Origin of the sequence: Cupriavidus sp. IDO (assembly GCF_000812465.1) — a bacterium.
Classification (GTDB): domain Bacteria; phylum Pseudomonadota; class Gammaproteobacteria; order Burkholderiales; family Burkholderiaceae; genus Cupriavidus.
The window spans coordinates 45027-69877 of record NZ_JWMA01000035.1 but is presented as its reverse complement, the minus strand read 5'-3'; the positions used below and the strand labels follow the sequence as shown (position 1 = coordinate 69877).

General features: G+C 65.5%; 18 protein-coding genes and 1 pseudogene. 8 read left to right on the top strand and 11 right to left on the bottom strand.

The window, feature by feature from the left end:
• Positions 1-58 precede the first annotated feature (58 nt).
• Both RM96_RS12005 and RM96_RS12000 read right to left on the bottom strand, forming a co-directional pair.
• Positions 59-808, bottom strand: coding sequence for an SDR family NAD(P)-dependent oxidoreductase (locus tag RM96_RS12005; RefSeq protein WP_039010745.1), 750 nt, complete (start codon positions 806-808; stop codon positions 59-61).
• Between the two features lie 55 nt (positions 809-863).
• On the bottom strand, positions 864-1799 hold the full coding sequence (locus RM96_RS12000; protein WP_039010744.1) for a dioxygenase family protein: 936 nt from the start codon (positions 1797-1799) through the stop codon (positions 864-866).
• Positions 1800-2296: 497 nt separating this feature from the next.
• Between RM96_RS12000 and RM96_RS11995 the strand changes: the two genes are divergently transcribed.
• On the top strand, positions 2297-2641 hold the full coding sequence (locus RM96_RS11995; protein ID WP_039010742.1) for a hypothetical protein: 345 nt from the start codon (positions 2297-2299) through the stop codon (positions 2639-2641).
• A gap of 134 nt (positions 2642-2775) precedes the next feature.
• On the opposite strand, the gene RM96_RS11990 is transcribed toward RM96_RS11995, so the two are convergent.
• The gene (locus RM96_RS11990) at positions 2776-3435 is read right to left on the bottom strand and encodes a response regulator transcription factor (RefSeq protein ID WP_039010741.1); all 660 of its coding nucleotides are present in this window, start codon (positions 3433-3435) and stop codon (positions 2776-2778) included.
• Positions 3436-3941: 506 nt separating this feature from the next.
• Here RM96_RS11990 and RM96_RS11985 point away from each other — a divergent pair.
• Both RM96_RS11985 and RM96_RS11980 read left to right on the top strand, forming a co-directional pair.
• On the top strand, positions 3942-4784 hold the full coding sequence (locus RM96_RS11985; protein ID WP_338011411.1) for an AraC family transcriptional regulator: 843 nt from the start codon (positions 3942-3944) through the stop codon (positions 4782-4784).
• Positions 4785-4980: 196 nt separating this feature from the next.
• Positions 4981-6777, top strand: a complete 1797-nt coding sequence (locus RM96_RS11980; protein WP_082016522.1) for an ATP-binding protein — start codon at positions 4981-4983, stop codon at positions 6775-6777.
• A gap of 45 nt (positions 6778-6822) precedes the next feature.
• On the opposite strand, the gene RM96_RS11975 is transcribed toward RM96_RS11980, so the two are convergent.
• From RM96_RS11975 to RM96_RS11940, 8 genes and pseudogenes are all read right to left on the bottom strand, one after another.
• Positions 6823-7197, bottom strand: coding sequence for a response regulator transcription factor (locus tag RM96_RS11975; protein WP_082016521.1), 375 nt, complete (start codon positions 7195-7197; stop codon positions 6823-6825).
• 145 nt (positions 7198-7342) lie between these two features.
• Positions 7343-8443, bottom strand: coding sequence for a porin (locus RM96_RS11970; RefSeq protein ID WP_152624099.1), 1101 nt, complete (start codon positions 8441-8443; stop codon positions 7343-7345).
• Positions 8430-8708 carry a XapX domain-containing protein gene (locus RM96_RS11965; RefSeq protein WP_039010736.1) on the bottom strand — a complete coding sequence of 93 codons (279 nt, stop codon included), beginning with the start codon at positions 8706-8708 and terminating at the stop codon, positions 8430-8432. Before RM96_RS11965 ends, RM96_RS11970 begins: the two co-directional genes overlap by 14 nt.
• A gap of 65 nt (positions 8709-8773) precedes the next feature.
• Positions 8774-8935 (bottom strand): annotated as a pseudogene (locus RM96_RS11960) (MFS transporter); the annotation flags it as partial.
• On the bottom strand, positions 8932-9366 hold the full coding sequence (locus RM96_RS11955; RefSeq protein ID WP_039010733.1) for a DoxX family protein: 435 nt from the start codon (positions 9364-9366) through the stop codon (positions 8932-8934). The gene RM96_RS11955 and the pseudogene RM96_RS11960, both read right to left, overlap by 4 nt.
• Before the next feature lie 29 nt (positions 9367-9395).
• The gene (locus RM96_RS11950; protein ID WP_039010731.1) at positions 9396-11342 is read right to left on the bottom strand and encodes an amidohydrolase; all 1947 of its coding nucleotides are present in this window, start codon (positions 11340-11342) and stop codon (positions 9396-9398) included.
• 4 nt (positions 11343-11346) lie between these two features.
• Positions 11347-12168 (bottom strand): alpha/beta fold hydrolase, encoded by an 822-nt coding sequence (locus tag RM96_RS11945; RefSeq protein ID WP_039010729.1) that lies wholly within the window; start codon positions 12166-12168, stop codon positions 11347-11349.
• A 70-nt stretch (positions 12169-12238) separates the two neighbouring features.
• Positions 12239-12925: a hydrolase gene (locus RM96_RS11940; protein WP_039010728.1), complete on the bottom strand. Its 687-nt coding sequence runs from the start codon at positions 12923-12925 to the stop codon at positions 12239-12241.
• Between the two features lie 820 nt (positions 12926-13745).
• On the opposite strand from RM96_RS11940, the gene RM96_RS11935 reads away from it, so the two are divergent.
• The 5 genes from RM96_RS11935 to RM96_RS11915 all read left to right on the top strand — a co-directional run bounded on the left by RM96_RS11935 (position 13746) and on the right by RM96_RS11915 (position 24751).
• Complete coding sequence (locus RM96_RS11935) at positions 13746-19301, top strand: trifunctional serine/threonine-protein kinase/ATP-binding protein/sensor histidine kinase (RefSeq protein WP_052279465.1); 5556 nt, start codon at positions 13746-13748, stop codon at positions 19299-19301.
• Between the two features lie 216 nt (positions 19302-19517).
• Complete coding sequence (locus RM96_RS11930; protein WP_039010727.1) at positions 19518-20798, top strand: c-type cytochrome; 1281 nt, start codon at positions 19518-19520, stop codon at positions 20796-20798.
• Positions 20795-21295, top strand: a complete 501-nt coding sequence (locus RM96_RS11925) for a (2Fe-2S)-binding protein (RefSeq protein WP_052279464.1) — start codon at positions 20795-20797, stop codon at positions 21293-21295. The genes RM96_RS11930 and RM96_RS11925 overlap by 4 nt, the downstream gene beginning before the upstream one ends.
• Positions 21292-23562: a xanthine dehydrogenase family protein molybdopterin-binding subunit gene (locus tag RM96_RS11920; protein ID WP_039010726.1), complete on the top strand. Its 2271-nt coding sequence runs from the start codon at positions 21292-21294 to the stop codon at positions 23560-23562. Before RM96_RS11925 ends, RM96_RS11920 begins: the two co-directional genes overlap by 4 nt.
• Positions 23563-23605: 43 nt before the next feature.
• Complete coding sequence (locus tag RM96_RS11915; RefSeq protein ID WP_039010725.1) at positions 23606-24751, top strand: FAD binding domain-containing protein; 1146 nt, start codon at positions 23606-23608, stop codon at positions 24749-24751.
• Positions 24752-24851 lie beyond the last annotated feature (100 nt).

Sequence of the window (24851 nt, the reverse complement as noted above, 5' to 3'; positions counted from 1 at the left end):
AAAGCCGATAGTAGGAGCGAAATTGGGAACGCGGGAAAAGGTCTGATCCGGGTCTGGCCTAGCCAAGCTGCCGGCCGCCATCGACGACGATGGTGGTGCCGGTGGCAAAGCGGAGCGAGGTGGCGCACGCGGCGATGGCATCGGCCACGTCCTGCGCCTGGCCGATGCGTTTCAGCGGGGTCGTCTTCGCGGCGCGTTCATTGAAGCCACTGTCGCGGCCAGGTACGAAGGCGGTGTCGACCACGCCGGGCGAAACGTTGAGCACGCGGATATGCGGTGCCAGCGCGCGCCCCAGGGACATCGCCATGACATCAAGCCCGGCCTTGGCCGCGCAGTACGCCACGTTGCTGCCCTGCCCCGTCCGGCCGGCGATGGAGCCGACGTTGACCACCAGGCCGTCGCCGGTGGCGCGCAGGTGCGGCGCGAAGGCGCGGATGGCGGCGAACTGGCCGCGCCAGTTGATGGCGAACAGTTCGTCGATCAGGGCATCGTCGAGCGCGTCGAGATCGGCATGCGGGACCGCCCGCGTGAATCCGGCCGTGTTCACCAGGATATCGACGCGGCCGTAGTGGTGGCTGACCTCGTCGGCCAGCGCGCGCAGCGAGGCGCTGTCAGAGATTTCGGCCACGGCGGCAAGGTGGTTGCCGGCCGGCAACGCCGCGGCGGCACTGGCCGCCTTGTCCGCGTCGCGCCCGGTCAGCACGACGCTGGAGCCAAGCTGAGCCAGCGTGGCGCCGGCCGCGAGGCCGATACCGCCGGTGCCGCCGAGGATCACGGCAACCTTGCCGGATAGGGAAGTAGTGCTCATGGTTTCGAGATAGGAATGCGTAAAAGAAAAGCCGAACAGGAAGCCGAACCCGCCATCAGTCGATCGGCGGCTTCGGGAAGGTCTGCTCGCCAGGCTCCAGCGTGAAATCGAACACGAGCGTGTAGAACGGTGCCGGCACCTCGCCCCATGGGCTGCGGCCGTGTTCGTGCAGGCGGAGATCGCCCACCAGTTGCCGGTGCACGCCGAACGTGACATCGGACTCGAGCTGTTCCGGCTCATCGGCAAATACCTGCGTGACCAGCGTGCGGTAGCCCGGCGCCGCGACAATGAAATGGATGTGCGCCGGCCGGTACGGATGACGCTTCTGCGCCGCCAGCAGCACGCCTACGGGGCCGTCGGTCGGCACCGGGTAGCCGGCGGGACGCACGGTGCGGAAGTGATAGTTGCCGCCCTCATCGGCATGGAAGCAGCCGCGCAGGTTGCGGTCGGGCTGCGTCGGATCCTGGTTGTCGTACAGCCCCACCGGCGACGCCTGCCATACCTCGACCAGCGCGCCGGACAGCGGCGTGCCATCGGTCCCCCGCACGGTGCCGCTGACGAACAGCGGCAAGCCGGGCGCATCGTCCTGCACGACGCAATCGCCGCAGGCATATTTCGGCGCGTTGGCGCGATAGAACGGCCCCAGCAGCGCGCCCGGGGTGCGGCCGTCCCTGGTGCTGTTGTTCATCACTGTCACCAGGGTCGACAAGCCAAGCACGTCGGCGGCCAGGACAACCTCGTTGTGGCTGGCATGGGTGGCATGCCCGAGGCCGGCGATGAACGACAGGGCAAATTCAAACTCCTCGTCTGACAGCCGTGCCTCGCGCAGGAAGGCATGAAGATGCCGGACCAGCGCATCCATGACGAAGCGCAGCCGGGGATTGGCGGTATTCGCCATGGCGGCTTCGACGATGCGTGTCACCGAATTCTCGTCCTCGATCAGGGAAAGGCGCTGGTCTGACAACGTCTTTCGCTCGATGGAAGTTTCCATGCTCCAACTCCTTTTGCAAACGTTTGCATTAACGCTCGAATTATCGACGCTTCTGCGAAAGGGTCAAGGCCGAAATTGGGCCGCACCGCTCCGCAAGAGGCATGGTGCGAGCCAAATCGCAATGAAAACAGATGGATACGGCGGCCCTTCGGGAGAAACCCTAGGTGGCCGCCAGCGCGTGCGATGGCGCGGTTCGGAGGCGGGAAGTGACCAAGGCTTCATGCGGCATGCAGTGCCGCGCAGGCGGTGTTCGACGCATTGCCGACGCCGCGGGCTCGAGCAGGCGGATTTCCGCGCGCAGATGCGATGGTGACAGACGGGATTCCCGGCGCGAACGCAATATCAAAAAAATTGAATAACTTATCCGGAAGTGCTCTGCGCATTCGCCGGATGCCAATCTTATAGTTCTGGACATGGACGACGGGCAAGCAGCAAAACAGGTGTCCATAACCGTTCAAATACACTCAATGATCAAGCCAATCTTGCGGAGAGAAATCATGACCAACACTTCCCCCCTGAAGAAGATCGCTGCCGCCGTCGCCCTGTCGCTGGCTGCCCTTGGCGCCGCCCAGGCTGGCACCTTGCCCGCCGACAAGTACGGCTATGACTTCCGCAGCGGCGTGCCGGCGGATCAGTACGGCTACCAGTTCCGTTCGACCGTGCCTGGAGACAAGTACGGCTACGAGTTCCGCACCTACGATGCCTTCACCGACGGGGCGCGCGCCGGCAACCCTGCCCCGCTCGCAGAAGGCTTCGGCAAGGTAGCGGGCCTGGACAAGGTCGGCGTGTCCGCCGAGCCGGCCCGCTCGTTCGACCCCTATCTTGACGGTGCCCGCGCATGACCGATGCCCCGCTTCGCGAGCAAGGCGCTACGTAGCCCGTAGCGCCTCCGGGGGTTCTATGGGAATAGAGGGGTGATATGCGCGAAGGACCCGACAAGTGTCCTGGATCGCCGCGCCGCGACAGTTGGCGCCAGTCAGTGGCCGGCCTTGCAGATGCCGAGTTGCTGCGCCATCAGTACCAGATCGGCAAACGTCCGCGCCTTCATCTTGCGCATGGCCTGGCCGCGGTGGATCTTGACGGTGACTTCACTGATGCCGATCTCGCCGGCAATCTGCTTGTTCAGCAGGCCGGACACCGCCATGCCCATGACTTCGGATTCACGCGGCGATAGCGTGGCGTAGCTGGCGCGAATATCATCGATCTTGCTCACCGCCTGACGACGAAGGCGGTCCTTCTCCAGCGCGGCGGACACGGCGTCAAGCAGATCCTGATCGCGAAACGGCTTGGCCATGAAATCCTCGGCACCCGCCTTCATGGCTGCCACGCTCATGGCGATGTCGCCATATCCGGTCATGAAGATGATGGGAATGTGAATGCCCATCTGTGCCAGCCGCGTCTGCAAATCGAGCCCGCTCGGGCCACGCAGCCGTACGTCCAGCACCAGGCAGCACGGTGCGTCGGGCAACTTGAATTCAAGCAGCTCGGCGGCCGAACCGAACAGCGCTACCCGCATGCCCACCGAACGGAACAAGTTGCCCAGCCCGTTGCGCAGCATGGCATCGTCATCGACGATCAGCACCATCTGCTCATCGGTCGTGCTGGTCCGGGCAGGTTCCCCACTGGCAGCAGTCACGGCTGGCTCTCCCCTTGCTCTTGCTGGCATGATTCGTTCGTAGGCTCACTAGTGTCTTGGCGATTGTATACAGCGCAGTTGACTGTTCAATAGCGCGCCGGGGCGAACCGCACTCTTCCTCCCTGCACGAATTTCTAGCACAGGCCTCCGCAGCTTGCCACTTATACCGTTGGGTAACCGCACTACGCCGTCAGGCTGTGCGGTCGAGCCCCATTCGCGCAGCACCAAGCGTTGTTGAGCTTCGTGCCGCACCGCCTAGAATGACCAGCAGTGCTCGACGCGCCTGGCGATGATAGTATTTTTCCCGGCGCATCGCTTGACCACTGGAAGGCTGGCGACGTCTCGATCTGCCGGCAGTGCATTTTCAGTGAAGTCAGTCACCCTGTCACGCCTGGCCTTGGCGCAACGACCTCGACCACCGCATGCAATTGCCCACATCTACTTCTGCCCACAAGCCTGGCGGGCCGACCTTGCCGCGCGACTCATTGGGCTGCGTGTCGGAGGCCTTGCGCTACGACCAGGCGCTTGCCGCCGGCGACCTGTCCTTCTTCCGCAAAGGCTCCGCGACTGAGCGGGTGAGTCAGGTGGTAACGCCGGCCTCGGTAAGAGGGTTTCTGGCAGGCGTGTCTCTGGTGGAAGGTCATCGCCGCCGCATCTTCCATCCGAACCAGGCCAACACCCATGAATTCGAGGCAGGTTCCATCTATGTGCGGAACTTCCAGGATGACTACAAGGCCGACCTCTCCGGCACGTTTGATTTCGTACTGATCGAACTGCCACCCCACTTCATCGAGCGGACCGCGCTGGAGCTGGGCTGCCCCCCAGGTCTCGAGCTGCGCCATGCGGCGGCGCAACGAGATCCCGTGCTGGCCCACCTCGCCCAGGCACTACTGCCGATCCTTGCGCGGCCTGACAGCGCCAGCAGGCTGTTTATCGATCAACTCGGACATGCGATCGGCACGCACCTGGTCGAACACTATGGCGGCGTCAATCCCGGCCGGATTCGCCGCACGGGCCGGCTTCCCCCTCGCATACTGGCGCGGGCGCAGGATTATCTGGCGGCGCGGCTGGACGACGGCACCGTGTCGATTGCCGAGGTCGCTGATGCGTGCCAGTTGTCCCGAAGTCATTTTTCGCGGGCCTTTCGGCAGAGTACCGGCAAAACACCACATGAATGGCTGCTGGAGCGTCGCCTTGAGCGCGCGGTCGGGTTGCTGCGCACCACGGATTTGCCGATCGCCGGGATTGCTGTTTCCTGCGGCTTTGCGGACCAGAGTCATCTGACGCGCAGTTTCTCGAAGAAGCTTGGGTTAACGCCAGGTGACTGCAGGCGCACGCGACGGGACTAGACCTCCTGGCTTCCCCATTGGCCTTCGCGCGTCAGCCATTGCCTGCTTCCGCGCTGCACACAATGGAGCAAAGGAGAGCACAGGCGTTCAAGCCAATGGGCTGACATCGAACGTACATTGGTGTCGGGCGCGGCATGATTCCGGCATGGAGTCAGTACAACTTGCGCCTTTGACGAATCCCATGTAAAGGCCTCCCGTGACTGCCACCCTGCACGGACTGACCCCGGTCTTCGGCTCATGCAACGATGCCGGTTTCGACGCGGAGCCATTCGGGCGCTGTCCGGATGAAGCTCCGGGGCCCACGCTCGCCCCCCGTTGCAGGGAAGAGCAAGCGCCCGTACCGACGACAACGACCGGGGGGCCGGTCGACCACCTGGACCTCGCCACCGTGATTGCCGTGTCGCAGGCCGTGTCGGGCGAAGTCGTGCTGGACAAGCTGCTCGACACACTCATGCGCACGGCGATTGAGCTGGCCGGCGCGGAGCGGGGGTTGCTGATCCTGCCACGGGGAACCGACCAGCGCATCGTAGCCGAGGCGATGACCTGTGGTGATGCTGTCACAGTGCATCTGCGCGACGAGAGCGTGACGACGACTGCGCTGCCGGTATCGATGCTCCGCCATGTCCTGCGCACCCGCGAGAACATCAATCTTGACAATGCCACGGCACAGAGCCCGTTTTCCGCCGATCCGTACATCCTGCAGCGTCACGCCGGATCGATGCTTTGCCTGCCATTGCTCACCCGGTCCAGGCTGATTGGGGTGCTCTACCTGGAGAACAGCCTCGCGCCACGTGTCTTCGCTCCGAAACGGACCGCGGTGCTGAAGCTGCTCGCCTCACAGGCGGCGATCGCGCTGGAAAATGCCTATCTGTACCGCGATCTGAAACAACGCGAGGCTACGATCCAACGCCTGGTCAGGGCCAACTTCATCGGGATCTTCATTTGGCGCCTCGATGGCCGCATTCTCGAGGCCAATGATGCATTCCTCCAAATGCTAGGCTACGACCGCGCGGATCCCGCCTCGGCTTGCCTGAGCTGGGCGGACCTGACGCCCCCGGAGTGGCACGAGCGCGACGCAAGGTTCGCGCAGGAATTCAGGCTGAACGGGGCCGTCTCACCATTCGAGAAAGAATTCGTCCATAAGGATGGCAGCCGCGTACCAGTGCTGATCGGGTCCGCAAGTTTCGAAGAGGGTGAGGACCAGGGTGTTTCCTTCGTGCTCAACCTGACCGAGCGCAGGCGTGCCGAAGAGGCGCTGCATCAGGCGCAGGCCCAGCTCGCCCATGTCACGCGCGTGACGACCCTGAGCGCGCTGACTGCTTCCATCGCCCACGAGGTCAACCAGCCGCTGGCCACTATCGTCACCAACGCCAACTCGGCCCTGCGCTGGCTCGCCCGCCAGCCGCCCGATCTCGCCGAAGTGCGCGACGCGGTGGGGAGCATCGTCCAGGCCGGGCATCGGGCCGGCTCGGTGATCGGGGGAATGCGCGCGCTGTTCCGGAAGACGACCGCCGTCACTGTGCTGCTGGACCTGAACTGTCTCATCGAAGACACGAAGGCCCTCGTCCACGGGGAGGTGATTCGCCATCAGATCCTGGTGCGAACCGATCTGGCGCCTGACCTCCCGTCGGTGGTGGGCGATCGAGTGCATTTGCAGCAGGTGCTGCTGAACCTCATGTTAAATGGCATCGAGGCGATGAAAGAGGTGGCGGGGCACCCCCGGGAATTGCTGATCCAGTCACGGTGCGACGCATCCGGTGCCGCGCTGGTCGCCATCCAGGATACCGGCATTGGACTGGAGCCGCAGGCTGTGGAACGGATGTTCGAGGCGTTCTACACAACGAAGGCCGAAGGCCTGGGCATGGGTCTCGCGATCTGCAGATCGATCGTCGAGGCGCACCGGGGCCGGCTGTGGGCGAGCGCGAATGCACCTTTCGGGGCCGTCTTCCAGTTCGCCCTGCCGCCCCACCAGAACCAGACCTGTCACAAATAACTGAACTGGAGGATCTGCCACAACAGGCCAGCCCTTCCATCGTATCTAAGGCGGCGGCTCGCCCCGGCGAGCCTGCAGGGCGTGCTCAATACACCGGATGATGTCCGTATCCTGAAACGGCTTCCTGAGAAAGCAGGCCGCGCCGGCCGCCAGGGCGCGCTGTTCGGAGCCCTCCTCGGCAAAGCCGGTCATGAAGATGACCGGCCTGTCGAAGCCGCGCGCGCGCAATGTTTCGTAGAGTACGAAGCCGTTCATGCCGGGCATCACCACATCCGTGATCACACATGCGATTCTGTCGAGCGCGACGAACTGCAGCAGTTCCAGTCCGCTCCCGAACAGTTCCGCGGCGAAATCATAAGAGCGCACCAGCCGTCCCATGGCATCCCTGACAGATGCATCATCGTCAACGATAGCGATCACGGGAGTGGCAGTCACACAAAATCCTTACTTGGTCATTGCGGTGACGGGAAACGCCGGGCCCCTGTCCACCGCTCGCTTACAGCATAATGCCGTCCGGCGCGGCGCAAAATAATACTGAAGTATTGCCACGCCCCACGCCACGTACCTAGAAGTTGTGCCGCATGCCGAGCGCAAAAGTCTGCGGATCGGCACCGGCGTGAATGCCCAGCTGATTGATAGCGAAGTCATAGATCGCATTCTTTCTGTTCTCGATCCGGCTGTAGTACGTGAACAGTGCCGTGCGCTTTGACAACGGATATTCGTACCCTATCGTGAACTGAATGGCACCTGTTTCCGGTCCGCTGCGGAAATTGCCGATTGTCTGCGTCGATGTACCGGTGCCATTGGCCGCATAAGCGAAGCCGATGCGCGCACTGCCGGTACCAAGTTGCTGCACCAGTGAGGCATAGAAAGCATTGCGCTGCAGGCTGCCGCTGTCGGTTCGGTAGTGCAGGTGTTCGTAGACCGCAGCGATCCGCGTGCCGGAGAAAATCTGATAGGCCAGGCCGAATTTCAGGGCATCGTCGTTGCGGCCGGCGGCCTGGTAATTGTGGTGGACTTCGTACGCCACGGTCGCATTGAGAGGACCGCGGTCCATGACGAGCGCCGCTGAATACAGCGCGGGATTGCGTGGTACGGTGAGTTTTTCCTCTGGCATCCCCACGCCCAGCCAAAGGCTGGCGCCCGCGAGCTGTGGTGACCGGTACTGCACGATGTTTTTCTGGCGGCGGTCGAACGAGCTGGTGTCCTGCACGTTGTCGGAGCTCGACGTGGAACCGTTCCCGATCAACGCCATGTAGCCGGCCGTGGTCGGGTAGTATGGGTCGTAAGCCATCGTGGCCTCGGTATACGGCGTGTGCCAGTGCCCCATAAAGAAAAGGCCATAGTCGCCTTGCAGGCCGATGCGCGAATTGCGGCCGGCGATCTGGCCTTGACCCGTGTCCAGGGACAGGTTGCTTTCGATCTGCCAGACCGCCTTCAAGGAGCCGCCCAGCCCTTCCTCGCCGCGCAGGCCCCACACTGAACGATAGTTGGTCTGCCGAACGACGCTGCCTAACGACGTGCCATCGGTGGCCGTGCTGGCACGCGAGTACTCGATCGCCGTGTTCAGGCGGCCATAGATGGTCACGGTACTTTGCCCGAACGCTGACGTGTTCACCAGGAAAAGCACCGTGCAAATGCAAGACCGCAGGTTAATGCGCAGCATTCTCGCCATTTTTATTGTTCTCAGCGGTCAGAGTCGGTCCAGGCACACCGGTGATCTTCGGCACGCATTCCTTGTGGAACCATGCCACGGTGACCGGCTCGCCGGCGATCATGCGCTTGACCGGCGGCACCACCTGTTCACCGATCAGCATGCCGAGCAGGCCGAGCAGCGCCACGGCCGGCGGTGCGGGCGAGCGGACCTGCATCAGCGCGTAGATGATGCCGACCAGGATGCCGGCGCCAAGGGAGACAAGGTAGAGCTTCATACAGGCCTCGCAATGTGGAAACGTGAACAGGAGGTTCAGTGCCTGTCCGGGGGCAGTCTTACCCCCGACAGGTCGGTGGCCAGCCATGCGCTGGCGACGTCGCGCATAAAGCTGCCGATGTTGCCGGGAATCGTGGCGACCCACAGCACGGCGAACGTTGGCCGGGCCAGCGGGGCGAACGTGCCGCCCGGTGCCTGGCTCAGGGTGGGAGCAGCGGGCTGCGTCACGGTTGCCCCCGGGCGCGCAGGTCGTCCCACGCCACCAGCAGGAAGCCCCCAACCAGACCCAGGTGCTCGAAGAACGCATTTTCCATCATGAACCGGGCTTCGGGCGGCGCGTTCCAGAAGCTGTTGGCCATGAACGTGGCCGCCAGCGTGAACGCGGCCAGCGCCAGTGCGCCAAGCCAGCGCCAGCGGCCGAGCAGGATCATCGCTGAGGCGCCGAGCTCCAGCGCAATGGTTGCCGCGGCCAGCGGCGCCGCCGGTGACAGGCCGAAGTGCTGCATCTCGGCCACCGCGCCGGAGAAGGCAAACAGCTTGACCAGGCCGCCCTGGAGGTAGGCCGCGCACAGCAACAACAGTGCGATCCAGCGCAGCCAGCCCGGCAGGTGCAGCGGTGTGTCGCTGGCGGTTGCCGGCGAGGACCTCGAAGGTTGCATGACCTGTCTCCGTTCGGATTGGCGCGGGTTCAGAATGCCCAGCAGGAGCAGCCCAGCGCGCCCCAGAACGCGCCTTCGTCCGACGCCGGCACGTTCGAGGTCCACGCCTTCGCATGCGCATGGCCGTGCACGCCGCACGAAGAGGCGCAACCGCAGGCTGTGTTCAGCGCCAGAGCGCGGGCCTGGGCCTGTGGGCGCGGCTGGTACTGGCTGCCGTGGCGGGCAGGCGACCAGTCCGGCATCGCGGGCGGGATCTGGGGCGAGTGTTTGCCGAACTCGCTGTCGCCGTAGACGACCTTGCCGCCGAGCACGGTCATCACCGACGTGATGTCCTGGATGTCATCGCCGGGCACCGCGAAGTAGTCGGCGGACAGCACGGCCAGGTCGGCGAGCTGGCCCGTCTTGATCTGCCCCTTCTTTCCCGCCTCGGACGAGAACCACGTATTGGACTCGGTCCACAGGCGCAACGCCGTCTCGCGGTCGAGCAGGTTGGCCTGTGGATACATCGACATCCCGCCCACCGTCTTGCCCGTGGTCAGCCAGTACAGCGACACCCATGGGTTGTACGACGCCACGCGCGTGGCATCGGTGCCGGCGCCTACCTTGACGCCCTTCTCCAGCATCTTCCGGATCGGCGGCGTGGCCTCCGCCGCCTTGGCTCCGTAGCGCTCGACAAAGTACTCGCCCTGGTAAGCCATGCGGTGCTGCACGGCGATGCCGCCGCCGAGCGCGGCGATACGGTCGATATTGCGATCGGAGATCGTCTCGGCGTGATCGAAGAACCAGTTCAGGCCGCTGAAGGGGATATCGCGCGCCACCTTCTCGTAGACATTGAGCGCGCGCGTGATCGTCTCGTCATAGGTGGCATGCAGCCGCCACGGCCAGCGCTTCTCGGCCAGCAGGCGGATCACCGGCTCCAGGTCCGCTTCCATCGACGGCGGCATATCCGGTCGCTCGACACGAAAATCCTCGAAGTCGGCGGCCGTATAGACGAGCATTTCCCCGGCGCCGTTGTGGCGGTATATGTCGTCGCCCTGGCCCGGCTTGACCGCCGACGTCCACGTCTTGAAGTCACTCAGTTCCTCCTTGGGCTTCTGCGTGAACAGGTTGTACGCGAGCCGCACCGTGAGGTGGCCTTCCTTGTGCAGTTCCTCGATGACGCTGTAGTCCTCGGGGTAGTTCTGGTAGCCTCCGCCGGCATCGATCACGCCGGTGACGCCAAGGCGATTCACCTCGCGCATGAAATGGCGCGTCGAGTTCTTTTGGTACTCGGTCGGCAGCTTCGGGCCCTTGGCCAGCGTGGCGTACAGGATCGTCGCGTTGGGCCTGGCCAGCAGCAGGCCGGTGGGATTGCCGCTGGCGTCACGCACAATTTCGCCGCCCGGCGGGTTGGGCGTGTCCTTGTTGTAGCCGACCGCGCGCAGTGCCGCGCCATTCAGGATCGCGCGGTCGTACAGGTGCAGGATGAACACCGGCGTGTCCGGCGCCACCGCGTTCAGTTCCTCGATGGTCGGCAGGCGCTTTTCGGCGAACTGGTGCTCGGTAAAGCCGCCGACAACACGCACCCATTGCGGCGCGGGGGTGCGACCCACCTGGGCCTTGAGCATGCGCATGGCATCGGCCAGGGACCGCACGCCGTCCCAGCGCAGCTCCATGTTGTAGTTCAGGCCGCCGCGGATGATGTGCATATGGCTGTCGATCAGCCCCGGAATGACCCGCCGGCCATTCAGGTCGATCACCGTGGTCTGCTTCGCCGCGAGTTTCATGATCTCCTGACGCGTGCCCACGCTGACGAAACGGCCGCCCTGGATTGCGACGGCATCGGCTTGCGGATTGGCGCGGTCCAGCGTGGTGAACTTGCCGTTGATCAGGATGAGATCGGGAGTCGGGGTCGGTGACATGGCGAAAAGCTCCGGAGAGGCTGCCGCACCGATGGCGGCAGCCGAGGCGATGAATTGCCGGCGGGTGACTGACATGCGTTTATGCGCTCAGGAAGGCCAGCAGGTCGGCGTTGACCTGGTCGGCGTTGATCACGCACATGCCGTGCGACGCGCCCGGGTACACCTTGAGCGTAGCGTTCTTGACGATCTTTGCCGACAGCCTCCCCGAATTGTCGATGGGCACGATCTGGTCGTCATCGCCATGCAGGATCAGCGTGGGCACGGTGATCTTCTTCAGGTCCTCGGTGTAATCCACCTCCGAGAATTCCTTGATGCATGCGTACTGGCCCAGAATGCCGCCAGCCATGCCCTGTGCCCAGAATGTGTCGATGGTGCCCTGCGAAACCTTGGCGCCCGGGCGGTTGAAGCCGAAGAACGGCACGGCCAGGTCCTTGTAGAACTGCGACCGGTTGTCGGCCACGCCCTTGCGGATGCCGTCGAACACGTCCAGCGGCAGGCCGTTGGGATTGGCCGCGGTCTTGGCCATGATCGGCGGCACGGCGCCGATCAGCACGGCCCTGGCCACGCGCTTGGTGCCATGGCGGCCGATATAGTGCGCCACCTCGCCGCCGCCGGTGGAGTGGCCGACCAGCGTGGCGCCCTGCAGGTCGAGCGCGTCCAGCAGCGCGGCCAGGTCGTCGGCGTACGTGTCCATGTCGTTGCCCTGCGCCGGCTGGCCCGAACGGCCGTGGCCGCGGCGATCGTGCGCGATCACGCGGAAGCCCTTCCCCGCCAGGAACAGCATCTGGGCATCCCACGCGTCAGCATCGAGCGGCCAGCCGTGCGAGAACACGACCGGCGGGCCGGCGCCCCAGTCCTTGTAGAAGATCTGCGTACCGTCCCTGCTGGTGATGTAGTTCATGTATTTTGATCCTCCGGAATGGCGAGGCGTGCCCGCGTTCGTGCAAATGGCTCGTTTGGCGTGGGAATGATCAGCGGGCCGGAACCGGGGCCAGCGACTCGTGCGGCGTGGCGGTGCGCTGTGCCGCCTTGTGGACCATCGTGTAGGCGTAATCGACGCCCATGCCGTAGGCGCCCGAGTGCTCCTTGACGAGCTTCATCACGGCGTCATATGTGTCGCGGTGCGCCCAGTCGCGCTGCCATTCGAGCAGTACCTGCTGCCAGGTCACGGGTACGGCACCGGCTTGCACCATGCGCTGCATCGCGTAGTCGTGCGCTTCCTTGCTGGTGCCACCCGATGCATCGGCCACCATGTAGATCTCGTAGTTGCCTTCCAGCATCGCGCACAGGGCGAAGGTCGTATTGCAGACTTCGGTCCACAGGCCGGCCACGACGACCTTGTTGCGGCCGTTGGCCTTCAGCGCGTCACGTACCTTCTGGTCGTCCCACGAGTTCATGGAGGTCCGCTCGAGCGTCTTCGCATTCGGGAAGACGTCGAGGACCTCCGGGTACGTGTAGCCCGAGAACGACTCGCTTTCGACCGTGGTGATGGTGGTCGGGATATTGAAGATCTTCGCCGCCTTGGCCAGGCCCACCACGTTGTTCTTCAGCGCCTGGCGGTCCATCGACTGGACCCCGAAGGCCATCTGCGGCTGTTGGTCGATGATGATGAGCTGGCTGTTCTGCGGGGTCAGGACTTCGAGCTTGGGGTTCGACATGGTCTGATTCCTCTATAGCGGTTGGGGGCGAAGAGCGGGCGCCGCAGCGTGTGCCGGGCAGCCCGTCCGGATGGCATCGGTGCGTCGTGTTCCCTTCAGCGGGAATCACACGATGCCACCGGATGCAAGACTAGACAGCCCTTGACGCGGTAGCCATCGGCCTTTCGTATTAGTGAGCGGAACCTTCCGCTGGGTGATGCGACTGGACCAGCCGATGCTGGCGCGGCTTTCAGCTGCGTGGTGGTGTTCGTGTCTGCAAGCACGGCGAAGATCAGGAAAATTGTGCGGACGCACATGAAGCAGGAGCAGACCATTGGAGGCCAGGCTCACACGCGAGGGATCATCGCGCCTTGCCAGGTCGCTGGCACTAATACGATGGTATGGCTGGCAAGCTTGCGAGCGCTGTGTTCCAATCCGCGCGCCGAACCGCCGCCGCGCTCTGCGCAAGCCAGGGGCGATCCGCGCCAACGAAGCCACGCCGTCCCAACGGGAAGAGGTCATCAGCATGGCCGCGGCCGGGCTCGTGATCGCACGCCTGGCTGAACCGGCTGGCCTGGAGCGCCTTGCATGCGGCGCTCGCGACACACGACGATGACGCCTGCCCGCTTCCGGTTCCGGAGGCGACCATCGGGTGGTGGCGGGCGGCAATACCACAGTATTATGTAGCGCGAAGTCCGACGGGCCTATGCTGTCCAGGCGGGCAGCGGACGCGTCGGGATCCCTTGTCATCGGTCGTGCCTTCCATCGTATCTAAAGGAATTCGTGTGACAGTCACCGCGCCCTTGCGTGCCGCCTGCCCGCCCACCACTGGCGCCGCACCATGATGACCGCCACTATCGGCCAGCCAGACGCCAGTGCGTTATCGGACTATCGTTTCGAAACGATCCATCAGGATGGCATCGTCGCATTCTCGCGCGGCATTCATACATCCACTGGCGAAACGATAGTGATCGCGCATGCGGCATCAAGCCAGGTGGAGTCCGATGCTGCGCACCGCATCCGAAACGAGTACGCATTGCGTGTGCTGCTACGCGATGACTGGGCGCTGGTTCCGCGCGGCATCAGCCATTACCGGAGCGGCATCGCTTCGCTCTACGACGGTCATTCCGGCGACCCTCTGGTCACGCTGCTGCCAGAGCGTCAACCGTTGGGACGCGTGCTGGGCATCGCACTCGGCGCCACCGCCGCGCTGAAATCCACACACGAGAGCGGCCTGATTCACCGCGCGGTCACGCCTTTCAGTCTGTTCGTCGATGCGGCGGGACACTGCCGCATCGGCCATTTCGGCTTTGCCGTGCGCCAGTCCGGCGGGAATGGCCACAACGACGCAAGCCGTGGGCGGCCCGCGGCGATGATGATGGGTGGCGAAGCCCCGGCCTACATGTCGCCAGAACATACCGGCCGCACACGCCATGCCATCGATGCCCGCAGCGACCTGTACTCGCTCGGTGTGATCCTCTATCAGTTGCTGAGCGGGCAGTTGCCGCTCGCGGTCAGGAACCCGGGTGACCTGGCCGAATGGATCCACAGCCACGTGGCCAGTGCGCCGGTGCCGCTGCACAAGATCCTGCCGGAGATTCCGGAACCCCTCTCCCGAATCGTGCTCAAGCTGCTCGACAAGAACCCGAGCCGCCGCTACCAGTCGGCCGCCGGGCTGGAGTTTGACCTCAGGCGCTGCATGGCGGCGTGGCAGGAGACCGGGGACATCGCCCCTTTCAAGCCCGGCGAGCGTGATCAGCCCGCTGGCCTGGACCTCCCCGAAGGCCTGTTTGCGCGGGATGCAGCGTTGCACCAGCTGTCCGCGGCGTTCAGCCGCGTAATCACCGCCAAATGCTCTACGGCCGTGGCGCTGACAGGCCCGTCAGGTATCGGAAAATCCGCGCTGATGCAGGCGTTCGTCAAGTCCCTCCGGCCGCAGCGGGTATGGTGCGCCATGGGCAAGGCCGACCAGTTTCGCAAGGGTGTGCCATATGCGCCGATCGCCGAGGCATTCCAGGGACTGTTCCACCAGATCCTTGGCCTGCCCGAGGAAGAAGTACGCGCGTGGCAAGCGCGCCTGATGCAGGCCCTGGGCACCTACGGTGAACTGGCGTGCAGCATCGCACCGGCGCTACGGCTGCTGGTGGCCGATTTTCCGCCCTTCCCCGCGTCGGAAGCCGCCGATGCCGATGTCCATGTCGAGATCGCGATGCGCCAGCTGGTGAGGGCATTCTCGCAGTCAGACAGCCCCTTCGTGCTGCTGATCGACGATTGCCAGTGGCTCGACGCACCGTCCCGGCATCTGCTCGCCCGGCTGGTGCGCCACCCTGCCCCGCCGCCGCTGCTGCTGATCTGCAGCGCCCGAACCGCGGGAGCCGAAGCGCTGATACGCCTGCGGCAGAGCGTGCCGGTGCACGACGTGGTGTTGGACGTATTTTCCGAGGCAACCGTGGCCAACCTGCTGGCGGAGACCCTGCGTACGCCGGCGCAGGCGCTTCTGCCACTGGCGCGGCTTGTCCATGACAAGACGCTCGGCAACCCCTTCTTCGTCATCCAGTTCCTGACGACGCTGGTCGATGACCGGCTGCTCGTCTATTCGTCCGATGCCGATGGCTGGCAATACGATCTCTCGCGCATCGCGCAGCATGCCCATACCGACAATGTGGCGGCGCTGGTGCTGCAGCGCCTGCGCCGCCTGCCCGGGCCAACCCGCCGCCTGCTGGGCGGCATGGCGTGTCTGGGCCGCCGCGCCGAAATGTCGCTGCTATGCGGGACCTTCGGCATCAGCGAGCGTGCGCTGCACGCGCGGCTGTCGCCGGCCCGTGCGGCCGGCGTGGTATCGCTGGCGCAGGACGGCGCCTATGCCTTTGTGCACGACCGCGTCCAGGAAGCCGCGCACGCCGGACTGGCGGCAGACGATCATGCCGACATCTGCCTGCGCGCCGGCCGGCAGCTGGTTACCCGCGTGCGCGACGATGTCAGCGACGAGGTGCGCGATGACGTACTGTTCCGTGCCAGCGGCCTGCTGGCGCAGGCGGAAACGCTGGTCACGACGCCGGAGGAAGCGCTCGACGTGGCCTGGCTGTTCCACACCGCCGCACTGCGCGCCCGGCGCGCGGCGGCCTATGGTGCCGCACTGGGCTATGTGGAAAGTGGCATGGCCTTCGTGCGCAAGGCCACCACGCATTCGGATGCAAGCCACCCGCTGCAATTTGCCTTGCTGGAACAACAGGCAACCTGCTGGTTCCAGCTCGGACGCCTGGACGATGCGCTCACGCTGGCCACCGAACTGATCCGCCAGCCGGCGGCCCGGCTGCAGCAAGCCGGCGTCTATCGGCTCAAGATCGAGATTCATACACGCCGCTCGGAGAACACGCTCGCCGTGGAAACCGCAATCGCCAGCCTGCGTCCGGTCGGGATCGCACTGAGCCCGCACCCGGATACGGCGGCATGCGATGCGCTGTACGACACGATCCGCCCGCTACTGGCGCCAGACAGGCTGCCCGAGATAATCACGCTGGCCGAGGTTCGCGATGCAGAGATCGAGGCCGCGATGGGTCTGCTGTCGGCGCTGCTCGTACCCGCCAGCTTCACCGACGAGAACCTTGCGTTCCTCGGTCATTGCGAAATGCTGCGGCTCACGCTCGCTCACGGCATGGCCGCCCCGTCCACCGCGTCATTGGCCTGGCTGGGAGTCATGGTCTGCCACCGCTACGGCGCCTATGCCGATGGCTTCCGCTATGGGGAAATGGCCCACCGACTGGTAACGCACCATGGCTACGCCGCCTACGAAGCCCGCACGCTTCTGCCGCTGGATCAGCTCAGCGTGTGGACGCAGCCGCTGTCGTATTCGATCGAGTGCGCCCGCGCCGGCCTTGCAGCGGGCATGGCCCACGGCGACCTGACCACCGCATGCTACGAGTGCTGCCATATCGTGGCCACCATGATGGCTCGCGGTGACCGGCTGGACGAAATCCGCGCCGAGATCGGGCGCGGGCTCGAAGTGGTGCGCCGTGCCGGCTTTCATGACGTCGAGTTGATCCTGCTGCTGCAGCTGCGCTATGTCGATAGCTTGCGCACGACGGGATTTCCGGCCGGGGACGCCCTTGCGCTCGATTTCGATGCCGCGCACAGCTCTGCGGGCGAACGGCTTTCGACGTTCGAGTTCTGGCACTGGACCTATCGCGCCGCGATCCTGTTTCTTGCGGATCAGCCCGGGTCGGCTGCACAGTGCCTGGACCAGGCGGCCCGCTTTGCATGGTCAGCACCGGGCCACATCCACCAGCTCGATTTCCGCCTGTACCGCGCACTGACCATTGCTTCCCTGCCCGACCCACCGGACCCGGCGGCATGGCAAACGCTGCGCGCCGATGCCCGTCATATCCGCGCCTGCGCCGATGCCAATCCGGCGACGTTCACCGACAAGGCACTGCTGGTGGAGGCGGAGCTGGCCAAGCTGGAAGGCGACGCACTGGGCGCGATGTCGCGCTACGAAGCGGCGATCGCGCAAGCGTCCACGCAAGGATTCGTGCAGATCGCCGCGATGGCGCACGAGCGGGCGGGAAGGCACTGCATCACGCTGGGACTGGCGTCGGCCGCAAGGGCACATCGCCGCGCCGCCCGGGATCACTATCTGCGCTGGGGCGCCACGGGCAAGGTCGCGCAGATGGAGGCGCTGCATCCCGATCTTGTCGACGCCGCGCCGCCGCGCGCCTGGTACCTGGGCGACGGTCAGCAGTCGGTGGACGCGGAAAGCGTGATCAAGGCGTCGCGGGCGTTGACCGAGGAAATCCGGCTGGACCGCCTGATCGACAAGCTGATGACGATTGCGCTGGAATACGCGACCGCCCAGCGTGGGCTGCTGATACGCATCCAGCCCGAAGGCCCGCTGGTGGAGGCGTGCGCCGACACCTCGGCAGAGGGCATACGCGTGCGTCTGGTGCAGGACAGGCTGGCGGCGGACGCGCTGCCGCTCTCGATGTTCCACACCGCCGTCCGCTCGGGTCAGGTGGCCATGGTGGGGGCGGCCCAGTCCGCCAACCCGCCTGCCATGGATCCGTACCTCCTGGCACACCCCGAATGCTCGGCCATCTGCATTCCGATGCTGCGTCACAATGAAGTGATTGGCGTGCTCTACCTGGAAAACCGCCTGGTCCGCGACGCCTTTACGCTGGATCAGACGCGCCTGCTGGAACTGATCGCCGCACAAGCCGCGATTTCCCTGCGCACCGCGCGTCTCTATGACGACCTGCTTTCCGAAAACGAACGGCGGAAGAATGTGGAGCGTGAATTGCGCGCCAGCGAGGCCTCGCTGGTCATGGGCGAGCGCGTGAGCCACACCGGCAGCTGGCGCTGGGACTTGCGCCAGGATCGCTTCTATTGCTCGGAAGAGCTACGGCGAATTTTCGAACTCGACCCTGCGCAGTGCGAGATCGCCTTCGAAGACTTCGTTGCGCGCATGCATCCGGAAGACAGGGCTGCGGTACGCAAGGTGGTGGCGGCCCACGTCGAACAGTGGCTGCCGATCCGCGTCGAGCATCGGATTGTTCGATCCGACGGCTCCATACGCCATCTGGCGGCCGTGGGCGAGCCTCTGCCCGCGGAAGATGGCACGCTCGAGTATGTCGGGACCGTCACCGATGTCACGACGCGCCGGGAGGCGGAGGACGCCGTGCGCAGCGCACAGGCCGACCTGGCCCGCGTGGCGCGTGCCACTACGGTCGGACAGCTTACCGCATCGATCGCGCACGAGATCAACCAGCCGCTGATGTCGATCGTCTCGAACGCCGGCGCCGGCCTGCGGTGGCTGACCCGCCCGACCCCCGATCTTGCCAACGCACGCGAAAGCCTGGAGGCCATTGCCAGCGACGGCCAGCGTGCCGGCGACATGATCCGCAGCCTGCAGTCGCTGACGCGCAATGCGGCGCCCATGCTTGCGCCAGTGGACATCCACGAGGCCGTGCGGCATATCCTGGTCATTTCACGCAGCGAGATCGAACGCCGCCACATTGCCGTGAAGCTGGCGCTGCACGCCGAACAGCCCACGGTATTTGGCGACGGCATCCAGCTTCAGCAGGTGATCCTGAACCTGGTGGTGAATGCCATGGAAGCGATGAGCGAGGGGAACGACCGTCCGCGCGTGATGCATATCGTCACGCGCATCGTCGATGGAACCGCGCTGGAGCTAAGCGTGGCCGACACCGGCGTGGGAATTGGCGGGAATCTGCTTGAACAGGTCTTCCAGCCGTTCTACACCACCAAGGCCAACGGCATGGGCATGGGGCTGTCGATCTGCCGGTCGATCGTTGAAGCCCACAAAGGGCAACTGCGTGCCGCACCCCTGGTGCCGTACGGCAGCATGTTCGCGTTCACCATACCGATCCACGGCGGGGTCTAGCGCGCCTGGCACACGCCGGGCCGGGGCGGGATTTCCGCGGCGTGTCGCCGTTCTCGAGATGCACGGTGTGGCCTCTGGCGGACACGCGCGCTGCCTCGCGCATCCCACTCATACCAAGGTCTGACCGGGCACCCACCACCCGCCAATTGTCGGCACCCCGCCGAGCCTCCTACGCTTCTCCTCAACAAAAGCGCGAATTCACGGGAGGCCCGTACCATGAAGCTTCGATATCGATGGCTCGCCATGCTGGCCATCGCCGCAGTCGTGGTGGCGGGCATTGCGCTGTACCTGATGTGGGAGAAGGCGCTTGCCCCCGTCAAGCCACCCCCGCCGTCCTCATTCGGCGGCCAGCTCACGCTGCGCGGTGCGCGTGTGGTAGCGCTGGGAGACTGCGCGGTCTGCCATACCGCCCGCGATGGCAAGCCCTATGCCGGCGGGCTGGCACTGTCGACGCCATTCGGCACGCTATATACCACCAACATCACGCCCGATCCTGAAACCGGCATCGGCACGTGGTCGCTGGAGGCCTTCACGCGTGCCATGCGCCGCGGCATCTCGCGCGATGGCCATCAGCTCTATCCCGCCTTCCCGTATATCCATTACACGCGCATGTCCGACGCGGATATCGCTGCAGCCTACGCGTACCTGATGCGCCGCGATCCTGTGGTGGCCAAGGCCCCGCCCAACGACCTCATCTTTCCGCTGAATTTCCGGCCGCTGGTGGCGTTCTGGAACGTACTGTTCCTGCGCACCGGCCCCGAAGCGCCGGAAAGCTCGCGCAGCGCCCAGTGGCATCGTGGCCGTGAACTCGTGAATGGCCTCGGCCACTGTGCCGCCTGCCATACGCCGCTGAACCTCATCGGCGGCGAACAATGGGGCAAGGCCTTCGAAGGTGGTGTGATCGATGGCTGGGAGGCGCCGCCACTGACGCGCCTGGCGCATGGACCGGTGCCGTGGACCGAGGCGCAGCTTGTCGCCTACCTGCGCACCGGCATTTCGTCCGCGCATGGCGCCGCCGCCGGGCCAATGCTCCCGGTCACGCAGGAACTGGCCACCGTACCGCCGGCGGACGTCGAAGCGATGGCCGCCTATCTGTTCTCGCTGCAGCAGCCCGCGTCGGCCGACAGCGTCAAGTCCGGCGTGCCGGTGGCGGACCCGGCGGCGATCCGGCGCGGCAGCGTGCTGTTTGCCGGCGCCTGCGCATCGTGCCATGGCGGCAAGGCGCCGATGCAGAGCATCGGCGACCGTCCCGCCCTGGCGACCAGCAGCGCCATTCATGCCGCCACGCCGCGCAATGCGATCCAGATGATGCTGGAAGGCGTGCCCTGGCAAGGCGAGCAGGCGCTGCATTACATGCCTGCTTTCGACGCAGCGCTGGACGACGCCCAGATTGGCGACCTGGCGCTCTACCTCCGGGCCACCTATTCCCGTTTGCCGCCGTGGGATGGCGTCACGCAAGCGGTGACCGATATCCGCAAGGGAGACGCGGCGAAATGATCCAGCTCACAGTCAATGGCGTCAGCCACTCGCTCGACGTCGATCCTTCGACCCCTCTGCTCTATGCGCTACGCGAGGACCTGAACCTGCATGGCGCCAAGTTCGGCTGCGGGCTGGGACAATGCGGCGCGTGCACCGTGCTGGTGGCCGGCAAGCCCACCTTCTCCTGCCTGATGCCGGTGTCCGCGGTGGGCAAGCGGCCGGTGCGCACGATCGAAAGCCTGGGCACGGCCGGGCAGCCCGGCCCGCTCCAGCAGGCGTTCATCGAACAGCAGGCGGCCCAGTGCGGCTACTGCATCGCCGGCATGGTCATGCGTGCGCAGGCGTTGCTGGAATCCAGTCCTCATCCGACCGACGCCGAAATCCGCAAGCATATGGAGCCGAACCTGTGCCGCTGCGGCACCCACATGCGCATCCTTGCCGCGATCCGCGCGGTCGGCGCGGTCGGCGCAAGCCCCGCCGGCACCGGCAAACCCGCAACGGAGACCGTGCGATGAGCCCCGACGACAAGAGACTCCCGGACAACCCCGGGCGCCGGGCCTTCATGGTTTCCGGCTCGCTCGTGGTGGGCTTTACCTTGCTGCCGGGCAGGCGGGTGCTGGCGGAAGTCGTCCTGGCCGATGAGGGCGCCGCCGTGCGCGTGGGCAGCGATTTCGAGAAACTGGCCGGCAGCCTGAAGACCAATCCCTATCTGGATGCATGGATCAAGGTCGCACCGGACAACCGCGTCACGGTCTACACCGGCAAGGTGGAACTGGGCACGGGCGTGCGTACCGCGCTGCTGCAGGTGGCCGCCGAGGAACTGCAGACCGACCCCGGCCAGATCACCTTTCTGACCGCGGACACGGGGCGCTCCCCCGATGAGGGCCTGACCGCGGGCAGCCATACGATGGCCGACAGCGGCAGTGCACTGCTCAATGCCGCCGCCCAGGTGCGGGGCCTGCTCACCGATGCGGCCGCGCGTACGCTGCGTGCGGACCCTGCCACGCTTACCGTGCGCAATGCGCGTGTGCATGCGGCCGATGGCCGCTCGAAGTCGTTTGCCGAGCTGCTTCCGGACGTCAACCTGCACGTCGTGGCAAAGCCCACGTCCGCGCTGAGGGACCCGGCTTCGTTCACGGTGATCGGCACTGCGCTGCCGCGGCTCGACATCCCGGGCAAGGTCACCGGCGGCCCCAGCTACGTGCAGGATATGAAGCTACCCGGGATGGTGCACGCGCGCGTAGTCCTGCCATCCGCCTATGACGCGCCGCTGCAGTCCGTTGACGAAGCGGGCGCGCGGGCCATGCCGGGCTTTATCGCCATCGTGCGCGACGGCAATCTGCTGGCCGTGGTGGCGCAGCGCGAATGGCAGGCCGTGCAGGCCCAGCGCGCGCTTTCTGCCGGATGCCACTGGGGACCGGGCCGTGCCTTGCCCCAGCCCGGGCAGGTGACCACGCAGCTCAGGCAGATAGCCACCGAGCGCATCGTCATCGCCGATGCGCGTGCGCCGATGGCAACCCCGGCCAAGACCCTCGAGGCCACCTACACCAAGCCATACCTGATGCACGGGTCGATCGGGCCGTCGTGCGCGGTGGGTCATATGCAGGACGGCATGCTGACCGTGTGGACGCATTCGCAGGGCGTCTATCCGCTTCGCGACGGGCTGGCCGAGATGCTGTCGATGCCCAAGGACAAGATCCGCTGCATCCACATGGAAGGGTCCGGCTGCTATGGCCACAACGGCGCCGACGATGCGGCGGCACACGCCGCCTTTCTGGCGCGCGCGCTGCCGGGCCGGCCGGTGCGCGTGCAATGGATGCGCGACCAGGAAAACCTGTGGGACCACTACACCCCGGCGATGGTCGCGCAGGTCAAGGCCTCGCTGTCCGCCGACGGCACCATTGTCAACTGGGACTACGCGCTCTGGAGCAGTTCGCACAATGAGCGCGTGGTCAACGCCGGGCGCCTGTTGCCCGCGACGCATCTGGCCAGACCCTTCACGCCGGCTCCGTCGGTGCCGATGATGCAGCCTGAAGGCGGCGGCGACCGCAACGCGATTCCCCTCTACCGCCTGCCGAGCCGCCATATCGTCAACAACTTTTCGCCGACGATGCCGCTGCGGACCTCGGCCATGCGTTCGCTGGGCGCGCATCTGAACGTGTTCGCGATCGAAACCTTCATGGACGACCTGGCCCATGCCGCCGGCGCGGACCCGGTGCAGTTCCGCCTGCGCCATATGGACGATCCGCGCGCGCTGGACGTGATCCGGCTGGCGGCGCAGAAGTCCGGCTGGGCGCAGCGCGTCCGCAAGCCGGGGCACGGCGCCGGCTTCGCCTTCGCCAGGTACAAGAACCTGATGGGCTACGTGGCGATGGCCGTGGAGATCTCCGTGGAGCGCGACACCGGCCGGGTACGCCTGGAGCGCGCCGACGTGGCTGTCGATTGCGGCCAGATCGTGAATCCCGATGGCGTCCGCAACCAGATCGAAGGCGGCATCCTGCAATCGGCCAGCTGGACACTCTATGAACAGCTGCGCTTCGACGCGGCCGGCATCCGCAGCTTCGACTGGGGCACCTACCCGATCATGCGTTTCTCCACGGTCCCCACGCAGATCAATGTGCATCTGATCAACCGGCCGGGTGCGCCATTCCTGGGCGTGGCGGAAGCCGCCATGGGCCCGACGGCCGGCGCCATCGGCAACGCTCTGTTCGATGCCACCGGCGTGCGCTTGCGCGATATGCCACTGGCCGGCGATCGGCTGCGGGCCGCGATCGCGCCCTGAGCAGCCAGCCAAAGCCACCCGGATCACCCTTGCAGGAGCATCCATGACCTCATCGCAACCACCCCGCGCCCTTGTCATCGGCGGTTCGCTCGGCGGGCTGTTCAGTGCCGTCTGCCTGCGCGCGATCGGCTGGGACGTCGAAATCTTCGAACGCTCGCCCCAGGAACTGGACAGCCGTGGCGGCGGGCTGGTGCTGCAGCCCGCCGTGCTCGAGGCGCTGGACTTTGCCGGCGTGCCGCATGGCGACGATTTTGGCGTGCCGTCGCGCGACCGCATCTTCATCGAAGGCGATGGCACGTTCCGTCGCGTATACATGCCACAGACGCAGATTGCGTGGAACGGCCTGTACCAGCGCATGCGGCAACACATCGACGCCTCGGTGCTTCATGCGGGCGAGACCTTTGCCGGCTTCGAGCACGACGGCAACCGTGTCACGGCGCGCTTTGCCTCCGGCCGCACCGCGCAAGGCGACCTGCTGATCGGCGCCGACGGTCCGGTATCGGCCGTGCGCGCCCAGTTGCTCCCCGGCGAGGTGCCCGCCTATGCCGGCTATGCCGCGTGGCGCGGTGTGCTGCCCGAACATGCGCTGTTCAAATCCACTCGCCAGCTCCTGCAGGACGCGTTCGCGTTTCAGGATGGCAGTGCCCACCAGTTCCTGACCTACCGGATTCCGGGCGAGGACGGCAGCGTCCGCGAGGGTGACCGGCGTCAGAACTGGGTCTGGTATCGCAAAATCGGGGCCGGCCCTGCTCTCGATGCATTGCTGCAGGACCGCGCCGGCAACCGGCACAGCTACTCGCTGCCGCCAGGCGCGATGCAGGACACCGAGATCCGCGCACTGAAGGTTGCCGCGCTCAACGTACTGGCGCCTGCGCTGGCTGGCCTGGTCACCGCGACGCCCAACCCGTTCCTTCAGTTGATTCACGACTACGAAGCGCCGCAGATGGTATTCGGCCGCGTGCTGTTGCTGGGAGATGCGGCCTTTGTGGCGCGACCGCATACCGGCGCGGGAGCCGGCAAGGCTGCCGCCAATGCGCTGACGCTGGCGCGCGCGCTGCAGGACCACGCCACCGATATCGACGCCGCGCTGCTGCACTGGGAACGCGATCAGCTGCCGGCGGACCAGCGCCTGGTGCGCTGGGGTATCGCGCTCGGCCGCCGGATCATGGACGTGGCCCCTGCCCTGTGATTGCCATTTCGGCGCGCCCTTCGCGGACCTGTACGGAGAAAGCAATGAACGAGAACGAAAGCCCGTTGCTGCTGTGCGGCTGGATCGTGCTGGCCGTCGT